Annotated in this window: 17 protein-coding genes; 7 read left to right on the plus strand and 10 right to left on the minus strand. The window is 63.9% G+C overall.

Annotation, left to right across the window (positions count from 1 at the left end; translation table 11 throughout):
- Window positions 1-7: 7 nt before the first annotated feature.
- The 3 genes from ACQ5BM_RS27635 to ACQ5BM_RS27645 form a co-directional block, all read right to left on the minus strand.
- On the minus strand, window positions 8-793 hold the full coding sequence (locus ACQ5BM_RS27635; RefSeq protein ID WP_429818203.1) for an HvfC/BufC family peptide modification chaperone: 786 nt from the start codon (window positions 791-793) through the stop codon (window positions 8-10).
- A 4-nt stretch (window positions 794-797) separates the two neighbouring features.
- Window positions 798-1,724 carry an MNIO family bufferin maturase gene (bufB, locus tag ACQ5BM_RS27640; protein WP_429818206.1) on the minus strand — a complete coding sequence of 309 codons (927 nt, stop codon included), beginning with the start codon at window positions 1,722-1,724 and terminating at the stop codon, window positions 798-800.
- A gap of 103 nt (window positions 1,725-1,827) precedes the next feature.
- Window positions 1,828-2,151 (minus strand): BufA1 family periplasmic bufferin-type metallophore, encoded by a 324-nt coding sequence (locus ACQ5BM_RS27645; RefSeq protein ID WP_429818208.1) that lies wholly within the window; start codon window positions 2,149-2,151, stop codon window positions 1,828-1,830.
- Window positions 2,152-2,371: 220 nt separating this feature from the next.
- Between ACQ5BM_RS27645 and ACQ5BM_RS27650 the strand changes: the two genes are divergently transcribed.
- The 3 genes from ACQ5BM_RS27650 (at window position 2,372) to ACQ5BM_RS27660 (ending at window position 5,761) form a co-directional block, all read left to right on the plus strand.
- Window positions 2,372-2,908 (plus strand): sigma-70 family RNA polymerase sigma factor, encoded by a 537-nt coding sequence (locus tag ACQ5BM_RS27650; protein WP_429818210.1) that lies wholly within the window; start codon window positions 2,372-2,374, stop codon window positions 2,906-2,908.
- Window positions 2,909-2,910: 2 nt separating this feature from the next.
- Window positions 2,911-3,549: an NrsF family protein gene (locus tag ACQ5BM_RS27655; protein ID WP_429818212.1), complete on the plus strand. Its 639-nt coding sequence runs from the start codon at window positions 2,911-2,913 to the stop codon at window positions 3,547-3,549.
- Window positions 3,550-3,946: 397 nt separating this feature from the next.
- Window positions 3,947-5,761 carry an ABC transporter ATP-binding protein gene (locus ACQ5BM_RS27660; protein WP_429818214.1) on the plus strand — a complete coding sequence of 605 codons (1,815 nt, stop codon included), beginning with the start codon at window positions 3,947-3,949 and terminating at the stop codon, window positions 5,759-5,761.
- A gap of 57 nt (window positions 5,762-5,818) precedes the next feature.
- Here the strand turns inward: ACQ5BM_RS27660 and ACQ5BM_RS27665 are convergent, their stop codons facing one another.
- The 4 genes from ACQ5BM_RS27665 to ACQ5BM_RS27680 all read right to left on the minus strand — a co-directional run bounded on the left by ACQ5BM_RS27665 (window position 5,819) and on the right by ACQ5BM_RS27680 (window position 10,425).
- Complete coding sequence (locus ACQ5BM_RS27665) at window positions 5,819-7,027, minus strand: TIGR03862 family flavoprotein (RefSeq protein WP_429818216.1); 1,209 nt, start codon at window positions 7,025-7,027, stop codon at window positions 5,819-5,821.
- An 80-nt stretch (window positions 7,028-7,107) separates the two neighbouring features.
- Complete coding sequence (locus ACQ5BM_RS27670) at window positions 7,108-8,181, minus strand: amino acid ABC transporter permease (RefSeq protein WP_429818218.1); 1,074 nt, start codon at window positions 8,179-8,181, stop codon at window positions 7,108-7,110.
- Complete coding sequence (locus ACQ5BM_RS27675; RefSeq protein WP_429818220.1) at window positions 8,178-9,368, minus strand: amino acid ABC transporter permease; 1,191 nt, start codon at window positions 9,366-9,368, stop codon at window positions 8,178-8,180. The genes ACQ5BM_RS27670 and ACQ5BM_RS27675 overlap by 4 nt, the downstream gene beginning before the upstream one ends.
- Window positions 9,369-9,381: 13 nt before the next feature.
- The gene (locus ACQ5BM_RS27680; RefSeq protein WP_429818222.1) at window positions 9,382-10,425 is read right to left on the minus strand and encodes an amino acid ABC transporter substrate-binding protein; all 1,044 of its coding nucleotides are present in this window, start codon (window positions 10,423-10,425) and stop codon (window positions 9,382-9,384) included.
- A gap of 378 nt (window positions 10,426-10,803) precedes the next feature.
- Here ACQ5BM_RS27680 and ACQ5BM_RS27685 point away from each other — a divergent pair, with 378 nt between their 5' ends.
- A complete protein-coding gene (locus tag ACQ5BM_RS27685; protein WP_429818358.1) occupies window positions 10,804-11,901 on the plus strand; it encodes a DUF930 domain-containing protein in 1,098 nt (365 codons plus the stop codon).
- Window positions 11,902-12,077: 176 nt separating this feature from the next.
- On the opposite strand, the gene ACQ5BM_RS27690 is transcribed toward ACQ5BM_RS27685, so the two are convergent.
- On the minus strand, window positions 12,078-13,280 hold the full coding sequence (locus ACQ5BM_RS27690; RefSeq protein ID WP_429818224.1) for an MFS transporter: 1,203 nt from the start codon (window positions 13,278-13,280) through the stop codon (window positions 12,078-12,080).
- A gap of 107 nt (window positions 13,281-13,387) precedes the next feature.
- On the opposite strand from ACQ5BM_RS27690, the gene ACQ5BM_RS27695 reads away from it, so the two are divergent.
- The 3 genes from ACQ5BM_RS27695 (at window position 13,388) to ACQ5BM_RS27705 (ending at window position 16,536) form a co-directional block, all read left to right on the plus strand.
- Window positions 13,388-14,314 (plus strand): AraC family transcriptional regulator, encoded by a 927-nt coding sequence (locus tag ACQ5BM_RS27695; protein WP_429818226.1) that lies wholly within the window; start codon window positions 13,388-13,390, stop codon window positions 14,312-14,314.
- 223 nt (window positions 14,315-14,537) lie between these two features.
- Window positions 14,538-15,596 carry a P1 family peptidase gene (locus tag ACQ5BM_RS27700; protein WP_429818228.1) on the plus strand — a complete coding sequence of 353 codons (1,059 nt, stop codon included), beginning with the start codon at window positions 14,538-14,540 and terminating at the stop codon, window positions 15,594-15,596.
- 73 nt (window positions 15,597-15,669) lie between these two features.
- The gene (locus tag ACQ5BM_RS27705) at window positions 15,670-16,536 is read left to right on the plus strand and encodes a D-amino-acid transaminase (RefSeq protein ID WP_429818230.1); all 867 of its coding nucleotides are present in this window, start codon (window positions 15,670-15,672) and stop codon (window positions 16,534-16,536) included.
- 27 nt (window positions 16,537-16,563) lie between these two features.
- On the opposite strand, the gene ACQ5BM_RS27710 is transcribed toward ACQ5BM_RS27705, so the two are convergent.
- Both ACQ5BM_RS27710 and ACQ5BM_RS27715 read right to left on the minus strand, forming a co-directional pair.
- Window positions 16,564-17,463, minus strand: a complete 900-nt coding sequence (locus ACQ5BM_RS27710) for a LysR family transcriptional regulator (RefSeq protein WP_429818233.1) — start codon at window positions 17,461-17,463, stop codon at window positions 16,564-16,566.
- 87 nt (window positions 17,464-17,550) lie between these two features.
- Window positions 17,551-19,071, minus strand: a complete 1,521-nt coding sequence (locus ACQ5BM_RS27715; RefSeq protein WP_429818235.1) for a serine hydrolase domain-containing protein — start codon at window positions 19,069-19,071, stop codon at window positions 17,551-17,553.
- Window positions 19,072-19,199 lie beyond the last annotated feature (128 nt).

Here is a 19,199-nt window from a genome sequence, read left to right on the forward strand (position 1 = left end):
CATGTTTTCATCCTCCGTGATGAATGGCCGTGAAGGCGCCGGCGTCGAGCGCCGTTGCGATGACGGTGGCGAGGTCGAGTGTGGGGCAATGGCTTGCTGCCTGCGTTGCCGCCGCGGCCAGCGGAACGCCTGAGAGCAGCCGGTCGAGCAAAATGTCGGCTCCCGGTGTCAGGTGGCGGACAGCCACCTCCAAGTCGGGGCGGGTGATCAGCGCGCTTTCCGGTGCCGAGGTCTGGATCCGGCCGACCGGACCACTCGCGCGATTGGCAACAAAAATCGTCACGGCCGGATAATCGGAAGGAACAAGCCTGGTCGCGGGATGGGCCTCGAAAACGACAGCGCCGAGCCGGTCAGCCGGGACGGAGGCGAGTGCCTCGGGCGTCAAAGCTGGGGCGTCGGCAGCGTGATAGGCATCGAGCCAGGCGCGTTCGATCCGTGCCACATCGGCCAGCCAGGGCATCGACCGTGCGTGGTCGTAGTGTGCGATGAAATCTGGAAAATCCCGGCCGTACTCGAAGAGCAGCGGCGAAGTCGGGGGTGTCTCCCGCACATGAAAACGGGCCATGGCGCGAAAGAAGGCTTCGCCGGTAATGCGCGCCGTGGCCGGGAAAGTCGCCGCCAGCGCCTCGATCAGGCTGACGGTGACATTGTTGCGGTAGACGTTGAAGCGCTTCACGGCCGCCTTGCCGTTTGGGCCGGAAAGGAGCATCGGCGTTTCACATCCCGGATCGAGAAGCGGCGGCACGAATCCGGCGGCGTAGTTCTCGCTCCTGTCGAGCGGCACAGCGGGCATTTTGCTAGGCGCTTGCACGGAACTTCCCCTGTGAAGCTGCCTTGGAATGGCGGTCGAGGACCAGTTGCGCCGCTGCCGCCTCGCGCTTCAGCACCGGCCAGTCGGGAATGGCGCTGTCCCATTCGATCAGCGTCGGGATCGGGCGGCAACGGCCGATGACGATGTCGAAGAGCTTCCATACGGCATCGCTGACCGGTCCGTCGTGGCTATCGATCAGCAACAACTCGCCCTCGTCATCCTGCTGCTTAGCATGCCCGGCGAGATGGATTTCGCCGACATGGTCCAGCGGAAAGTCGCTCAGATAGTCGAGCGCGGAATAATTCTGGTTGGTGGCGGAAACGAAGACGTTGTTGATGTCGAGCAGCAATCCGCAGCCGGTGCGTTTCACCAGTTCGCGGATGAACGCCGTTTCGCTCATCGTCGATTCCCGGAAAGTGACGTAGGTCGAGGGGTTCTCGAGCAACAACGGCCGGCCGATCGCCTGCTGGACGTCGTCGATATGCGCGGCAACGCGCGTGACCGTGGCTTCGGTGTAGGGCAGCGGCAAGAGGTCGTTGTAGTAGGTGGTTTCATGGGTCGACCAGGCGAGATGCTCTGAGACGAGCGCCGGCTCGTAGCGTCGGACCAGGTCCTTGAACCGCCCCAGATGCGCCTTGTCGAGCGGCTGCGGCCCGCCGATCGACATGCAGACACCATGCAGCGAAACGGGAAACTCTTCGCGGATACGGACCAGAGCCGCATGCGGCGGACCGCCGGCGCCCATGTAGTTTTCCGCGTGGACTTCGAAGAAGCCGCCGGGGGCGTCATCCGCAAGGATCGCCTGCAGATGCTGGTGCTTGAAGCTGGTGCCTGCCAGGCCATCGATCTCATGCCTGGGAAACCGCTGGCTTGCCGAAGCGAGCCGGTCGGGCCTTGCCGCTGGAGTGCTCATTGCCAATCCTGTTTCTGGTTTTCCGCGGTCGCGCCGGATTGCGCGACCGCTGTTGCCGTGTCCGGGTGGAAGCGTTCGCTCCTCTCGCCCGCGTCGGATCGGCTCAGGACGGGAGGTCGCGTTTCAGCGGCTCCGGCGAGCCCTTGCGTCCGTCCGGAAGCTGCATGGTGGTGCACGTACCGCCATCGACGAACTTCCATGAGTTGCCCTGATAGTCGACCGTCGAAGTGGCTTGGCAGGTCGTGCCTGGTCCGGCGGCGCAATCGTTCTGGCCCTTCAGGGCGACGCCGAAACATTTTTCCTTGCCGGCATCCATCGCGGCCTTGACCTGTGCCTTGGTGAGTGGTGCCGCGGCGGCGAGCGATGACAGGGCCGCGGCCACCGCGCCTGCCAGCATTGCACTGCTGATCGTGGACTTCATGGACATCATTCTTTCTCCGTGTTGAACTGTTCCCGTGCGTCCTGGCTCGGGCGCACATCGGGTCTTTCGTCGCGGAGACGGGTGGCGTTACATAACCTTGGCAACACGCTTTCGTGATGTCTTCGCGAGCGGTCTCGTTGATGACAGCCGGCTGACAGCCGCTGCGATTTTTGGGATGAAGGTGTAACGAACGCCCGGGTTCGGCGAATGAGAAGGAAAGGCGCGGTTGAGCGGCGCGGACGACGAACATCTGGCAGGACTTCTTCGGGGGGCCGTGGCCGGAGACGAGAAGGCCTATGCTGACTTTCTGCGTGACGCCGCGGTCCTGATCCGCAGTTGGGCGCGGCGGTGGGCCGTTGGCGGCGGTATTGATGCCGAAGACATCGTGCAGGAGGCTTTGCTGGCGGTGCACGTCAAGCGCCACACCTGGCGAAACGATGCACCCGTTCTCCCTTGGCTTCACGCGATCGCCAGGCACAAATTCGTCGATGCCGTCCGGCGACAGGCCCGCCGCCCGACGGTTGGCATTGAGGAGTTTGAAGAGACGCTTGCGAGCGCCGAAACTGAAAAGGCCTCCGATTGGGAGATCGGCCGGGCGCTGGAGGGCCTCGCACCGGGGCAGCGTTCGGTCGTCAACGCGATCTCGATCGAAGGCTGCTCGGTCGCCGAGACAGCGAAGAGACTGGATATGAATGAGACGGCGGTGCGCGTGGCGCTTCATCGCGGCCTTGCCGCAATCGCCCGCCGATTTGGACGAGACTGAACATGGACACGAACGACCTGATCAAGGCTCTTGCCGCGGATACAAGGCGGCCCGGATTGTCGATGAATGCCGTCTGGTTCGCCACCTGTGCCGGCGCGCTGGTTCTCGCCGGGCTGGTGTTTTCGGTCCTTCTTGGACCGCGGCCGGATATCGCCATCGTCGCGGAGACGGTGCGATTCCTGTTCAAGTTCGTCGTGACCATCGCGCTGGCGGCGGCCGCCTTCGGCGCCATGCGTGTCGCGGCCTGGCCCGAAGCGGATTTGCGCAAGCTGCTGCCCTATCTCGCAATTGCGCCGGCGCTGGTGGTCGGTGGCGTCGTGCTCGAGCTTTTCGCGGTGCCGCGAGACGCCTGGGCGACGAGACTTATCGGCACCAACAGCCTGCTTTGCCTGACCTTCATTCCGCTGATCGGGTTGGCGCCGCTGGGGCTCTTTCTACTGGCGCTGCGCTACGGCGCTCCATCGCGTCCGGCACTGTCCGGCGCATTGGCGGGGCTTGCGGCCGGCGGCATCGCCGCCACGTTTTATGCGGCGCACTGCCCCGATGATTCACCGCTCTTCATCGCGACCTGGTACACGATTGCGGTCCTTGGCCTGGCACTGCTCGGGACCCTCGGCGCCCGCTGGCTCGTCCGCTGGTAGAAAGGTTGCGGGCGGAAGGCACACCGTCGGCTGTTTCTGCGACTGTTGCATCCGGGCCGCAGCCGTGACGATTGGCGCCATGGCAAGATTTCTGCACTTGGCGGTTGCACGCGATTCGCTTATAGCTCCTCTTCCGGCAACCAATCAGGGAGGTTTCAAAAGATGCCAGCTTTTTCTTTCTCCCTACGGGGCGGCGTACAGTTCTGAGCTGGACGCAGAAGGGCACCTTCGCCTTTCCGTCTTTTCCGGGTCAGAGTTCGTTTCGCTGACCTTGGCCGTTCTCTTCCAGAGAATATCGCCAAGCCAATGATGCCGCATCGGAAGCTGGATTCCTTTTCACGGCATAGTCCATTCTGAATCTTTTTGAGGCCGATGCGTCGCGCATCGGGCAAATATTATGGCTTTTACTCGTTTCGCCTTGCGTGGCGGTGCGTTCCGCAGCGTTCTTGGTTTCACTTGGTCTCATTGGAAGGCGCAGCCGTTCAGGATCAGCATCATCCTCGGCATGGTCCTCCTGTCGACGCTCGCCGATGTCCTGACGCCGCTCTATTCGGGCCGGCTCATCGATGCCGTCGTTTCCGGCGCGGCAACCGATCAGCTTGCCTGGAATGCAGCGATCGCGGCATTCTGGATGCTGATGGCGCTCTCGCTCGGCGCGATCCTGTTGCGTCACCTCACCTTCCTGGGCGTCACGGATCTGACGCTCAAGATGATGGCAGACATCGCCTCGGCGGCATTCTACCGCATCCAGCGCTTCTCGACCGACTGGCACGCCAACAGCTTCGCCGGCTCCACGGTGCGCAAGGTGACGCGCGGCATGTGGGCGCTCGACCTTCTGAACGACACATTGCTGGTCGCTCTGTTCCCGTCCGTCGTGATGCTGGTCGGCTCGACGGTGCTGATGTCGTTCTACTGGCCGATGATGGGTGTCATCATCGGCATCGGCTCGATCGTCTTCATCCTGATGACGATCGTACTTTCGCTCGGCTATGTCGCGCCGATGGCGAGCCTCGCAAACCGATGGGACACGAAGCTCGGCGGAGCGCTCGCCGACGCGGTGAGCTGCAACATCGTGGTCAAGGGCTTCGGCGCCGAAAGCCGGGAGGATGCACGGCTCGCCAAGGTGCTTTCCAAGTGGCGGGACCGCACGCGCCGTACGTGGATTAGAGGCACGACCAACGGCACGACACAGGGGGCCATGCTGCTCGTCCTGCGCGCGGCCGTGATCGGCTTCGCCTTGCTTTTGTGGGCGCGCGGGCAGGCAACGGCCGGTGACATCACCTTCGTGCTCACCTCGTTCTTCATCCTGCAGGGTTACCTGCGTGAAGTCGGGCAGCATATCCGCAACCTGCAGCGCTCGATCAACGACATGGAAGAGCTCGTCGACATCCATGGCCAGCCGCTCGGTATCGAGGACAGGGCCGATGCCAAGCCGATCCGGATCACCGACGGTCGCATCGAGTTCAAGGACGTCACGTTCCATTACGGTGCGCACCGCAAGCCGCTCTACGACCGGTTCTCGGTGACGATTCGCGAGGGCGAGCGTGTCGGTCTCGTCGGGCATTCCGGCTCGGGCAAGACGACCTTCGTCAAGCTGATCCAGCGTCTGCACGATCTGAAGTCCGGGCAGATCCGGATCGACGGCCAGGACATCGCCTCCGTGGCGCAGACGTCGCTGCGCCAGCAGATCGCGATCGTCCAGCAGGAGCCGATCCTGTTCCATCGCTCGCTTGCGGAAAATATCGCCTATGCGCGGCCGAGCGCCACGCAGAGCGAGATCGAGAAGGCGGCGAAGCTTGCGAGTGCGCACGACTTCATCACGGCCCTGCCGAAAGGCTACGGCACGCTGGTGGGCGAGCGCGGCGTGAAGCTCTCGGGCGGCGAGCGCCAGCGTATCGCCATTGCGCGCGCGTTCCTGGCGGATGCACCGATCCTGATTCTCGATGAGGCAACCTCAAGCCTCGATTCGGAATCGGAAGTGCTCATCCAGCAGGCGATGGAACGGCTGATGCTCGGGCGCACGACGCTGGTGATCGCGCATCGCCTGTCGACCGTGCGGGCGCTCGACCGGCTGCTGGTCTTCGATCACGGCCGGATCGCGGAGGAGGGCACGCACGACGCGCTGATCCGTCTCGATGGCGGCATCTACCGCGGTCTCTTCGAGCGCCAGGCGCTGGAACTGACCAAAGGACTGGTGCTGAACGACCAGTAAGGATGTCGTCTGCCAAACTACTCGCCGCGCCTGATGTGGGCGCGGCGAATTTCATATCTACTGAGCAAGCCAACGATCGATGCCGCGTGCAGCCGCACGCCCGGTAGCAAAACAGGCTGTCAGCAGATAGCCGCCGGTCGGTGCTTCCCAGTCGATCATCTCGCCAGCGACGAAGATGCCGGGCAAGGCCTTCAGCATGTAGCCGTCGTCGATCGAACCCCACTTGACTCCACCTGCCGAAGAGATGGCTTCGGCGATCGGCCGCGGTGATCGCAGCGGGATCGGCAGCGCCTTGATCAAGGCAACGAGATCCGGTGGGCTCATGCGCGCGGCTTCGGGCGCAAGTTCGCGCAGCAGCGCGGCTTTCGCACCTTCGAGCCCGGCCCCCTTGCGCAGGCGGTTGGCGAAGCTGGTCTTGCTGTCAAAGCGGCCGAGATCCTTCGCCAGTCGCTCGGCGGTTCGTCCAGGGGCGAGATCGACCACCAGATCGGCTCGTTCCCCGCCCGCAAGGCGGTCTCTGAGCGGGGCTGCATGGGCGTAGACCAAGCTGCCTTCGATGCCGCTCTTGCTGACGACGAATTCGCCCGGCACTGTACCCGCTTCAGATGTCGCGGTGACACCCTTGAGTGCTGCGCCAGCGAAGCGATCGCAGAAGGTTTCGCTCCAGTCGACATCGAAGCCGCAATTGGCGGGCTGGAAGGGAGCGATGGCAACACCCCTTTCTTCCAGCCAGGCAAGCCAGACGGCATCAGATCCGAGGCGTGGATAGCTGGCGCCGCCGAGCGCGAGCAAGGTCGCATCGGCGCTGACAAGCTTCTTGCCATCGGGTGTATCGAAGGCGAGTTCGTTGCCCTCAAAGCCTGTCCAGCGGTGCCGGGTCAGGATCCGGACTCCACGGCCTTCCAGCGATTTGAGCCAGGCGCGCAGCAGCGGCGACGCCTTCATGACGTCGGGGAAGACACGGCCCGACGAGCCGACGAAGGTTTTCGTTCCGAGAGCGGCGGCCCATTGCCTGACATCTTCGGGTGTGAACGCATCGAGGGCCGCGCGCAGCCGCGGCGACGCGTTGCCGAAGCGCCCGGCAAAGACGGCATAGGGTTCGGAATGGGTGATGTTGAGGCCCGACTTGCCGGCAAGCAGGAACTTCCGCGCGACCGTCGGCATGGCGTCGTAGATCGTGACGCTGTGGCCGCGTTCAGCCAGCACCTCGGCGGCTATCAGCCCGCTTGGCCCACCGCCGATAACGGCGATCTGCGTCTTCTCCATGCACCTGCCCGGTCATCGATTCCACTCCCGTGCACTCTTGGCCCGGCGACGGCGGTCGCGCAACCCCGCCTGACACGCACTCAGCGGCGGTTGGCGCCATTGAGCTTCCTCTCGAGCCACAGGCTGTAGCGCGAACCGGCGAAGCAGATGACGAAATAGACCGCCGCGGCGAAGATGTAGGCCTCGCTGTAGAAGCCGAGCCAGCCAGGATCGGTCGCCGCGGTCTTGGCGGCGTTTAGCAGATCGTAGATGCCGATGACCGCAAGCAGCGAGGTGTTGAGCACGATGCCGATCGACAGGTTGACGATAGCCGGAATGACGGCGCGAAGCGCCTGCGGCAGCACGATCAGCCGCAGCATCTGGATCCTGCCGAGGCCAAGCGTCAGGGCCGCCTCCCGCTGACCAACGGGAACGACCTGGAGACCCGCGCGAATGACTTCGGCGAGATAGGCGGAAAAGAACAGGGTAACGCCGATCTGTGCGCGCAGCAGCTTGTCGATGGCGGCGCCGCTCGGCAATGCCATCGGCACGATCAGCATGGCGACGTAGAGAACGGCGATCATCGGCACGCCGCGCAGCACTTCGATGAAGGCAATCGCCAGGCACCGCAGGATGCCCATGTCGGACTGGCGGGCAAGCGCCAGCAGGAGCGCGATCGGGAAGGCAAAGGCGAGGCCGGCGATCGAGACGGTGAGCGTGATCGGCAGCCCGCCCCAGTGATTGGTCGAGACCGGTTCCATGCCGGCGGTGCCCGCCATCAACGCCCAACTACCGCCGAGCACGGCCAACCACAGGGGCACGAGCCGGACGCTCCAGAAGCGGGGAAGGGCGGAGACTGCGAGAAGCGTCAGGATCAGCACCACGACCAGCGCCGGGCGCCATTGCAGCGGCGGCGGGAAGAAGGCGAACAGCATGAATCGCAGCTTTGCGCCGACAAAGGTCCAGCAGGCGCCGGCCGTTTCCCCAGCACAATTGGCGGACGTACCGATCCAGACCGCATCGATGACCGCCCACCGCAGGAAGGGAAGCAACAGCCAGAGGATCGCCGCAAGTGTTGCAAGCGTGACGAGGCCGTTCCCCCAGCCGTTGAAAAGCCCCTGGCGCCAGCGGCGCCAATCGGGCGCGACGGGGGCTGCAAGCTCGATCTGGCTCATCGCTTTCCTTCTCCGCGCAGAACCACGCGCCGGTTGAAAAGGTTCATGACCGCCGATACCGACAGGCTGATGGTCAGGTAGACGGCGCCGATGATGATGATCGCTTCCAGTGCCTGGCCGGTCGTGTTGGCCGTCGTATTGGCGACGCTGACGAGGTCGGGGTAACCGATCGCGACCGCGAGGCTCGAATTCTTCGTGAGATCCAGGAAGCTGGAGATCATCAGCGGCGTGATGACCCGAAGCGCCTGCGGCAGCACGACAAGACGCAGGATCTGCGCCGGTTTCAACCCGAGCGCCCGGGCTGCCTCCCATTGACCCGATTTCACCGACTGGATGCCGCTGCGCACGATCTCCGAGATCGACGCCGAGGCATTGACGACGAGGCCGACGAGCAGCGCAGCGAATTCCGGCGTCAGCGACAGGCCGCCGCGAATGTTGAAACCGCCCTTGGCGGGGATTTCGACGGCGGGCGCGAAGCCAAGGGAGGTGAGCGCGAGGTAGCAGAGGGCAACGGCGGCGAGTGCGGCACCGGCAGATTTCGGAAGATAGAAGGCTGAGCCTGCAAACAGGCGACGGCAGAGAAGGATCGCCGCGGTGACAGCAAGTACGACCGTCGAAAGCCAGACTATGGTCGGTACCCCCTCGATCGAGAGGGAGGGTAGGTAAATGCCGCGATTGCTGAGATAGACGCTGCCCAGGAAGGTGTAGGCGCCGCGCGGCGGCGGCAGCGCGTGAATGATCGCGCTCCACAGGAAGAGTTGCAGCAAAAGCGGGGTATTGCGCAAAAGCTCGACGTAGCCATGGACGAAGCTGGCAAGCAGCAAATTGCCCGAGAGCCGCGCGATGCCGAGCGCGACGCCGAGCACGGTTGCAAGCAGGCAGCCGACGATTGCGACCTTGACCGTGTTGGCGACGCCGGCCGCAAGCGCCCGGGCATAACTGTCGCCGGCGGAATAGGAAAGCACGCTTTCACCGATCTCGAAGTTCGCCTGATGGGACAGGAAAGCGAAGCCCGGCGTCAGTCCCATGCGGTGCATGCTGTCGGCTGTGTTTTGCCCCAAAACCGCGAAGAGCAGGAGCACGCCGACGAAGAGCACGCCTTGCTGCAGCGGCAGGGGCCCGACCCAGGAGCGCAGGCGGGAGGCGAGTCCGGGCCCCGAAGGGCCCAGTTGGAGGAAGCGTGTCATGGGAAGACCCGGCTCAACGGAACGGCGGCGAATAGAGCAGGCCGCCCGCGGTCCAGGGTTGGTTGTAGCCTCGCTCGAAGTTGAGGGCCGTGCCCTTGCCGACATTGCGCTCGAAGATCTCGCCGTAATTGCCGACCGTCTTGACGATGTTATAGGCGAATTTCGGGTCCAGGCCGATGGCTTCGCCGAGAGACGGGTCGACGCCGAGGAAGCGCTTGATTGCCGGATCTTCGCTCTTCAGGAACGTGTCGACGTTTTCCTTGGTGATGCCGAATTCTTCCGCCTGGATCGTGGCATAGACGGTCCAGTTGACGATTTCGAGCCACTGGTCATCACCGGCGCGGATCGCCGGTGCCAGCGGCTCCTTCGACAGGCGCTCCGGCAGAAGCACGTAGTCGTCGGGCTTGGAAAGCTGGGTGCGCTTGGCGGCGAGGTCTGTGGCGTCCTGGGTCAGCGCATCGACGCGGCCGGAATCGAGCGCCTTCAGGAACTCGCCCGTCTCTTCGATCGTGACCGGCGTGAAAGCCTTGCCGGTCTTGCGGAAGAAGTCGGCGATGTTGAGCTCGCCGGTCGTACCGCTCTGGACACCGATCGTCGCGCCGTCCAGTTCCTCACCCTTGGTGACGCCGAGATCCTTGCGCACCAGCAGGCCCTGGCCGTCATAGAAGACGACGGGGCCGAAGTGGAAGCCGAGCTTGAAGGCGCGGCTCACCGTCTGGGTGACGCCGGAAAGCAGGATATCGAACTCGCCGGACTGCAATGCCGGCAGGCGCTGCTGCGGCGAGGAGTTGGTGAATTCGACCTTCTCGGCGTCGTTGAAGACGGTGATGGCGATGGCGCGGCCGAAATCGACGAAGAAGCCCTGCCAGCGACCACTGCTATCGGGCGAGAAGAAACCCGGCGTGGTGCCGACGCCAACCTTGATCACGCCGCGTGCCTTGATCTTGTCGAGCGTTTCGCCGGCAAGCGCTGATGTGGCAATCAGGCCAGCCGCCAGCGCCGCCGTTGCGGCAAAGGCTTTGGTGAAAAGTTTTCGGTGAGTGAAATGTCGCTGCATAGAGGCCCCCAAAGCCAAAAAGGAATGACGATGCGCATACAGGGCAGAAGCGCCCGCTGCGTCCTGAGATAATTAAATCTATAGAAATTATGTAATAGGTATTTTTGTGCGAAATTGGCGCGCGGGTCGAAACAGATTTCGCCGTCCCGTTTTTGCCGGGAACGTTTTTGACAAGCGGGAGGTCGGGCCGAAGCAAGGCGGCTATATTTCGTCGTCCCGCTTGCGACAGGCGAGGCCACGCTCCCGCGTGGCGGCGACTGCGTGCCCCGATCGGCCAAGAGCTGCGCATCCGGGTTGCCGGGCCCAGGATTTGCGCCTCTTGTTGAGATCGGCGGAAGTTCCTAGGTTCCGGCGGTCGAATGGTTTACTTCGTTGGCGATGCGGCTCTTTGCGAAAAAATCGTGGGAACGAGTAGGATGGGGCGCGCCGACATCGGTCGCCCTGCATCTCATCGTCGCCTTTTTGCTCTTGTTCGACCTGCCACTCGAACTGCCGAAGCCTCCGAAGGAGCAGACCGTCAACGTCGAACTCGTTCCTCCTCCCCAGGCAAAGGAAGAGAAGAAGGCCGAGCAGAAGAAGGCTGAGCAAAAGAAGGGCGAGGAGAAGAAGGCCGAGCAGCCGAAACCCCAGCTCAAGCCGAAGCCCCAACCAAAACCGCAACCCCAAACAAAGCCGCAGCCGAAGCCGCCGCAGCAACTGCCGCAGTCCTTCGCATCGGCTATGGCCAAGACCAAGCAGGACAACAAGGAGGCCGAGCTTCCGCCGGCCGCGCAAACGGCTGAGAAGAAGCCCGACGCATCGGAGCAGGCAAAGGCTGCCACAGAACCGGCGAAGGCCGCTGGCGAACCAGCAAAGATGCCGCCCAAGAAGGAAGAGGCACCGGTAAAGAAGCAAAAGCCGCTGCCGACGCTGGCCGTGCCGGCAAAATCATCGGAGACTGCCAGGGAAAAATCGGAGGAAAAGCCGCCGGTGACGGTGGCCGAGCTGAAGGATACGAAGGCAGCCGAGGCCAGGCAGCAAGCGGAAAAGCAGCCGGAAGAAAAGCCGAAGACGAAGCCGGCAGATACGGCTGCAAAGGTCGACCTCAAGCCGATCCCAAGCACGTTGACCGAAGCAAAAGAACTCTATTCGGCGAAGTCGATCGCCGATCCGCGGGTGAAGCAGGCACTGATCAATCTTCCGGTGAAGACGCGCATCCGCCAGATCTGCAACACAGAGGCGCTGGAGCAGATCCGTAATCAGAGACCGAATACCCCGCCGGAAGGCCTCGTCCCCTTCGGTCCGAGGGGGGGCTTCATTTCGAAGAACCGTTTTGATGCCAGTGGCGGCGCCTACCGCAGCAAGTCGAACTGGTATGACGTCGACTTCAAATGCGTTGTCAACGACGACGCGACGGAGGTGACTTCCTTCAGCATCGCCATCGGCGGCATCGTGCCGAGGACGAGCTGGCAAGAACGGCGCCTGCCGGTGAACTGAGCCTTCAAGCCGCAAGCGCGGCACACCTGCTTTGCGCGCCATCTGGCGACCCATAACTGAAAGCCGGCCGGTTCATTCGGAATGGACAGCGGCTACGCTGTAAGGCGCTTCGCCTGCCGGGCCTTGAGCCCGGCAGGCGCAGGTGCGAGTTGCCACTCCCGCACCAAACCGTGGCGTTACTCCGCGGCTTGCAGCGCCCGCTCGCGGTAGACGGAGACCAGTGATGTGCCGAGCATCGCAGCGACCGCGGCGAAGAGGAAGACGCCGGCCGGCCCCTGCAATTCAACGAGAAGACCGCCGAGGATTGCGCCGGTGGAAATGGCAATCTGGAAGGTCGTGAGCGTTGCAGCACCTGCACCTTCGGCTTCGTCACCGGCGGCGCGGCTCAAGAACGACTGGACGCTGACGGGTAGGGCGCCGAAGGCAAAGCCCCAGGCGGCGGTGGCTAGGACGGCAACGGCCGGCAGCGCGCCGGCAATCGCCAGCGTCAGGGTCGTGACGGCGACACCGGCGGCAGCCGACATCATCGACAGACGCGTGCTGCGCTCGGCAAGGAAGCCGCCGGCAATGTTGCCGAAGAAGCCGCCAATGCCAAAGGCGAGCAGGATTGCGGCGATTGCCTCGACGCCGAACTGCGGAACCTGCTCAAGGAACGGGCGAACATAGGTGAAGCCGGCAAAATGACCAGTGACGACGAGCAGGATCGTTGCGAGGCCGAGCCGGATCGCCGGGCGCTTCAGGACGTTGAGAATCGTGTTCAGGCCGGTTGATCCGACCGGCGGAAGCCGCGGAACCGTCAGCGCCTGAACAGCGAAAGTGATGATGCCGACGACGGCGGCAAGCAGGAAGGCGTAGCGCCAGCCGAGCGTCGCACCGATCCAGGCGCCGATGGGGGCGGCGCAGACCGTCGCGATCGACACGCCCGACATGATGATCGCCATCGCCCGCGGCATCAGCCTGCCCGGAACGAGCCGCATGGCGAGTGCCAGCGACAGGGCCCAGAAGCCGCCAAGCGCGATGCCGAGCAGGAACCGTGCAGCAAGCAGCATCGGCAGGCTCGAGGCAAAGCCGGCGATCAGGCTCGATATGACCAGTAACGCGGTCAGTGTGAGAAGGACATTCCGCCGGTCTAAGCGCCCGGTGTAGACGACGATCGCCGGACCGGCGATGGCCGCAACGACGGCGGTCGTGGTTACCGATTGGCCGGCCGCACCGACGGTTACGCCGAGATCGGCGGACATGGGCGTGAGAAGGCTTGCCGGCAGAAATTCCGCCGTTACCAGGCCAAAAACCCCAAGCGAAAGCGAAACGACGGCCGCCCATAGCGGCTTCTTGCGTTCATCCGCCTCGCCCGCAGGGCTTGCGACGATGCCATCCATGATTTTCATCTCCATTGCAGTTGGGATGAAAATATGCATGGCGGTTTGGAGTTTCTATGCTAGAAAATCCAAAACACTATGCCGTTTGTCCAAAGTTGGAGTGTCCAATGACCGATGCGCTCACTGACATCCTGCGCGGCCTGAGGCTCGACGGCGTGGAATATGGGCGTTGTCAGCCCTGTGCGCCATGGGCAACCTCCTATCCCGCGCAGGAACCGGCGCGATTTCATTTTCTCGCGTCCGGTTCCGCTCATCTTCAGACGCCGGACGGCGACTGGATGGAGCTTGCGCCGGGGGATGCCGTGCTCTTGCCGCGCGGCGATGCGCATGTGCTTGCCAGCGAACCCGGCCTGCCGACGATTTCGATCCGCGATCTGCCGAAGCGGCAGCTCTGCGACGGCATCGTCGACGTGCAATGCCCCAATTCGGACAGCCAGAACCTTTTGTTCTTCGCGGTGATGCAGTTCAACGTCGATCGCCTGCACCCCTTGCTGCAACTGATGCCCTCGGTCATGCGCACCAGCGATCTCGCATCCAGCGAGCCGTCGATCCCGTCGCTGCTTGATACCATGACGCGCGAGGCCGCGATGCAGCGCGTCGGCTCGGGCGGCATCCTGGCGCGGCTTGCCGATGTACTGACTGCGACGATCATCCGCGCCTGGGTGGAGCATGGATGCGGTACGGCGACGGGCTGGCTTGCGGCCGTCCGCCATCCGGAGGTCGGCCGCGTTCTCGCCGCCATTCATCTCGATCCCACGAAGGACTGGACGGTGCCCGAGCTCGCCAAACTCATGGGCGCGTCGCGCTCAGGCTTTGCCCAGCGCTTCTCCGATACAGTCGGCGAGACGCCGGCCCGCTATGTGGCACGCATGCGCATGCATCAGGCGCATCAATGGCTGCGCGAAGGAAAACGCGTCGCCCATGTGGCGAACCGCCTCGGCTATGATTCCGAGGCCTCGTTCAGCCGTGCCTTCCGCAAGATCATGGGTGCGCCGCCAAGCCATTCGCGAAGCCTCGCCTCGGCGATGGAGTAGGCTAGCTTCGTGAGCTGCGCCGCGAGCCGAGGTCTCAGAACCTGACGGCGCGATCGGCCTTTGCGCCATGATCCCGGACTATCGATGCATTCGCCGGCGTTGCAGGCTTCTCATGAAACTATTCCATTTTTGAGATGCCGTTTCGCCAGCGATAAAGGTAGGGTGCCCGCGATGAAAAGTCTGTTTCGCGATCGGGTCGATTGGCAAGGAAATGATGGGAAAAGTGTTGGATATCAATTGCGTACGACTTCGAGATCTTGGCTTCCGCCCGGGCGTCTATGAAACCGGCCCGTTGAATGCCATCACCGATGTCGAGGGCGTCGCGGTCGGCCATGCTACCGTCATCGAAGCGGACCGCATCCGCACCGGCGCGACCGCCATCCTGCCGCATGGCGGCAACCTCTTTCAGGACAAGGTTCCAGCGGCGCTCGCCGTGCTCAACGGTTTCGGCAAGTTCACCGGTTCCACGCAGGTAGAGGAGCTTGGCGAACTGGAGACGCCGATCGTTCTCACCAACACCCTGGCGACCGGCCGCGCCATCGAGGCGATCAACCGCTGGACGCTGGCGCAACCCGGCAACGACAGGGTCGTATCGCTGAATGCGGTCGTTGGCGAGACCAACGATTCGCGCCTCAACGACATCCGCGTCGGCCGCCCGACGATCGATGAGATCGGTGCAGCTCTTGCGGCCGCCAGGACGGGTGCTGTGGAGGAGGGGGCAGTCGGCGCCGGAACCGGCACCGTGGCTTTCGGCCTCAAGGGCGGTATCGGCACCAGTTCGCGACGCGTCAAGACCGCCGGCGAGGTCTTCACTCTCGGCGTGCTGGTGCAGACGAATTATGGCGGCCGGCTCACCGTTTGCGGCCGTGCCTATGATGCGCCGGCGGCGCACGACCGGGATGGCTCGATCGTCATCGTGATCGCGACCGACGCGCCGCTCTGCGCACGCAATCTCAAGCGCCTCGCCGCGCGCGCCTTCGGCGGCCTTGCCCGCACCGGGGCGGCGCTCAGCAACGGTTCCGGAGACTATGCGCTTGCCTTCTCCACGGCCCCTGCCGTGCGCCGCACAAGGGCGCGGCGGGCAGCGATCGCGGATTATCCGGACCTTCCGAATGACCTGATGTCGCCGCTCTTCGAGGCAGCGATCGAGGCCAGCGAGGAGGCGATCCTCAATTCGCTTACCATGGCGCGCACGATGCATGGCTTCAACGCCGCGAGCGGCAAGCCAAGCACGGTCGAAGCGATCTCGCTCGAGAGTCTTCGCGCCCTCAGTGCGCAGTGATAATTGCGCCATGGATCGCGAGCAGTGCGGCGATCCATGGCTGCACGCCAAACCTAATGTTCACGGAGCCCACATGTCCCAGCCGCCCATTCGCACAGTCTATCTCAACGGCGCGTTTCTGCCGGAGAACGAGGCGCGCCTCTCGATCTTCGACCGCGGCTTTCTCTTCGGCGATGGCATCTATGAAGTGACCGCCGTGCTCGACGGCAAGCTGGTCGACAGTGCGCCGCATATGGCCCGACTGGAACGCTCAGCGCGCGAAATCGGCGTGCCGCTGCCGGTGCCGACCGAGGAAATCGTGGCGATTGAAAAGCGCCTGGTGCGAGACAATGATCTGGTCGAAGGCATCGTCTATCTCCAGCTCACCCGCGGTGCCGAAGACCGGAATTTCCTGTTCTCGGAGGATATCAAGCCGACCCTTGTGCTTTTCACCCAGGAAAAGACGCTGGTGAGCGGCGCCGCGGCGGAGACGGGGCTTTCGGTCAAGACCGTACCGGACCAGCGCTGGGCACGCCGCGACATCAAGAGCGTCTGCCTGCTGCCGCAGGTGATCGCCAAGCGCATCGCCAAGGCCGAAGGCTGCGACGAAGCCTGGATGATCGAAGACGGATTCGTGACCGAGGGCGCATCCTCCACTGCCTATATCGTCACCGAGGACAACCGCCTGATCACACGCGGCAACAGCCATGCGACCTTGCCCGGCTGCACCCGGCTTGCCGCCCTGGCGCTGGCCGCCGAACAGGGACTGAGGCTCGAAGAGCGCCCCTTCACGCTCGACGAGGCGTTGAACGCCCGCGAAGCCTGCCTGACGAGCGCCTCGAATTTCGTCGCGCCGATTATCCGCATCGACGGAAAGCCTGTCGGCTCAGGTGCTCCGGGGCCGATCGTCAAGCGTCTGCGCGAACTCTATCTGGAGCACGCGCGGCGGACGGCGATCTAGGTCGTCCTTCCGCGTTTGGACTGCCGCTCAGGCGGCGGCCTCCAGGCTCTGCCAGACGCGGCCGACGATCGGGCGACGGTTCTCCTTGGCGCGATAGAGGCGGATCTCGACGCTGACGTCCCAGCGCGGATCGGCGGCGCGCACCAGCGAGCCCTTCGCCAGTTCGGCCGTCATCAGGCTCTCGGGCACCCAGGCGATGCCCCAGCCGGCCTCGGCCATGGCCTTCAGCCCGACCGACATACTGCCTTCGTGAACCCGCTCGGAGGTAGGTAGCTGCGGGCCGATCAGGTCGTCGAGAAGCTGGCCGAAGAAGGACGATTTCTCGTAGCTCAGATGCGGAAAGGGTTTCGTGCCGCCGTCGAGCGGGTGCATGGGCGCGCCCGTTTCGCTCGCCGCCGAAACGGGAAGGATGCGCTCGTGGCCCAGCACGCGATGTTCGAAGGCCCGCGGGTCCAGCAGGTGTGGAACCTGGGTATGGGCATAGGTGAGCAGGAAGTCGCACTCGCCGTCGACGAGCGAGTTGAGGTTTTCCTCCATGCTGCCGGAGTCCGGGCGAAGTCGCGAGAAGAGCGGCCCGATCATGGCGTTGACGCGGCTCATCCACTCGGGAAAGAAGGTGAAGGAAAGCGTGTGCAGTGCCGTCAGTTTGATCGTGCGGGCGTCAGAGCCTTCCTCTTGCTGAAGGTTGCGCTTCGCCTGATAGAGCTGCTTCAACGTTTCCTGCGCCACCGGCACGAATTTCACGCCGGCTTCGGTGAGGCGCGACGGATAGGTCGCCCGGTCGATGAGCGTCGCGCCCAGCCAGGCCTCCAGTTGTCGGATGCGGCGGCTGAAAGCCGACTGGGTCACGTGACGCTCGTCTGCCGCCTTGGAGAAGTTCAGCGTGCCGGCGAGCGCCAGAAAGTCTTCAAGCCATTTGATTTCCACGACATGCACTCCGGAAGTCCAGTCCGCTCAGCCGGTCGCCGAGGGACAGGCTTCTTTGCGGCAGCGCCCGCGCGTCATCAAGAAAAATCAGGCGCGACGGCGATATTCGATCATGCGGGCGCGGCTCGACACCAACTCGAGATGATCGGGCGCAAGCAGATGCAGGCAGATGCGCTTGACCCAGGGACCATCGATCAGGGTGAGCAGGAAGCGGCCATTGCCGAGTGCAGTCAGCGCCATGGCTTGGCGGGTAGGCCCGACGCCCATCGAGAGGGCATTGTTCTTGATCGTGAATTCCGCGCCTTCGTCCGAGCGCCAGACGCCGGAGAGCGAGGCCGGCACCGGCTCATGCGTCGCCGCGGGAAGGAAGCGCCTGGCGGCATGGCCGACCTCGCCGACGAGTGCAGGACCATCGCGACGAAGCCGTATCGGCGCCGAGGCGGAGCGGGACGAGACCCAACCCTCGCCGTCGTCGTAAAGCGTCTCGTCGGCATCGAGATAGGTGCAGGTGCTGCCATTGATCTCAATCCACCAGGGGCCGGTCTCAGTCACGTAGAAACCGTCGCCGAGATCGGCCGCCGGAGCCGGTAGGGGGAGGTCAGTAAGCGCCGCCATGCCTTCGAGCGCGATCTTGTAGCCGTTGGTGTCTTCGCGGTTGGAAACGACGACGAAGCCGGCGCGGGTCTTGGGATCGAGTAGGAAATAGGTCTTGTAGCCGGGATGCGAGCCGCCGTGGCCGACGAATTCGTGCACGCCGAGCCAGGACTTGCGCAAGCCCAGACCGTAGCCAGTCGGCCGTCCGTCGGCGAGAAAGCGCGTTGCCTGCAGCTTGTCGAGAAGGCCGGCGAAGCGACCTTCATCGTCGAGCAGGGCCTGGAGCCAGGTGGTGAGCGCTCGCGCGCTGCCCGTCAGGCTGCCTGACGCGGAGATGTGCAGACCGGCGGCGGAAAGCTGCCAGCGTTCCCCCGAATGCCAATAGCCCGGAACGAGGCCCTTCACCGGGTCGTTCCAGACGTCTGGCGCCTTCAGCGCGACGCGAAGCGGTGTCGCGATCTCGCGCTCAACGAAGTCGTCGAAGCGGAAACCCTTGCGCTCGAGTGCGGCTTCGACGAGGCGGTAGCCGGTGTTCGAATAGGAGACCTCGCGGCCAGCATCGAAATTCAGCCGTTCGAGGCGCGAAATGTAATCGAGCAGCGGTCCGGCCTTCGTCTCCGTATAGACCGAGAGGCCGAGCAACGACAGGCATTCGCGGGTGTCCGGCAGCCCACCGCTCATGTCGAGCGCCTGCCCGACGGTGACTTCGGCAAGCGGTGAACGCAATTCCGGAAGGTGTTGGCCGAGCGGATCGTCGAGACCGATGTCGTCGGCATGGGCGAGTACCATCGCGGCAAAGACATGCTTGGTGAGGGACGCATAACGCACCACGCTGTCAACCGTGAACGGCGTAAACGTTGCAAGGCTCTCGACGCCGCCCGAATGCGAAAAGCAGATTCCGGATTCGTCGAAACCGATGACGGCGCCGCCCGGCTGACCTTCTGCCCATTGTGCGGTCAGGCGCTTGGCGGTTGCTTCGGCGGCTTGCCAATCCAGCGATGCCGGCTTCGTCATGTCCATTCTCCATTCCTTGCCGGGTGCTCCCGCGCGTAGTTTCCGACTAAGCACGACGGCCGCGCTTGCTGCCAATTCCAATTCCGGCAGGGCCTATGCATGGTTTGCATTTGCCCGGCGTGCCTGCC

Source organism: Ensifer sp. B1-9, assembly GCF_050474445.1.
Lineage (GTDB): Bacteria > Pseudomonadota > Alphaproteobacteria > Rhizobiales > Rhizobiaceae > Ensifer.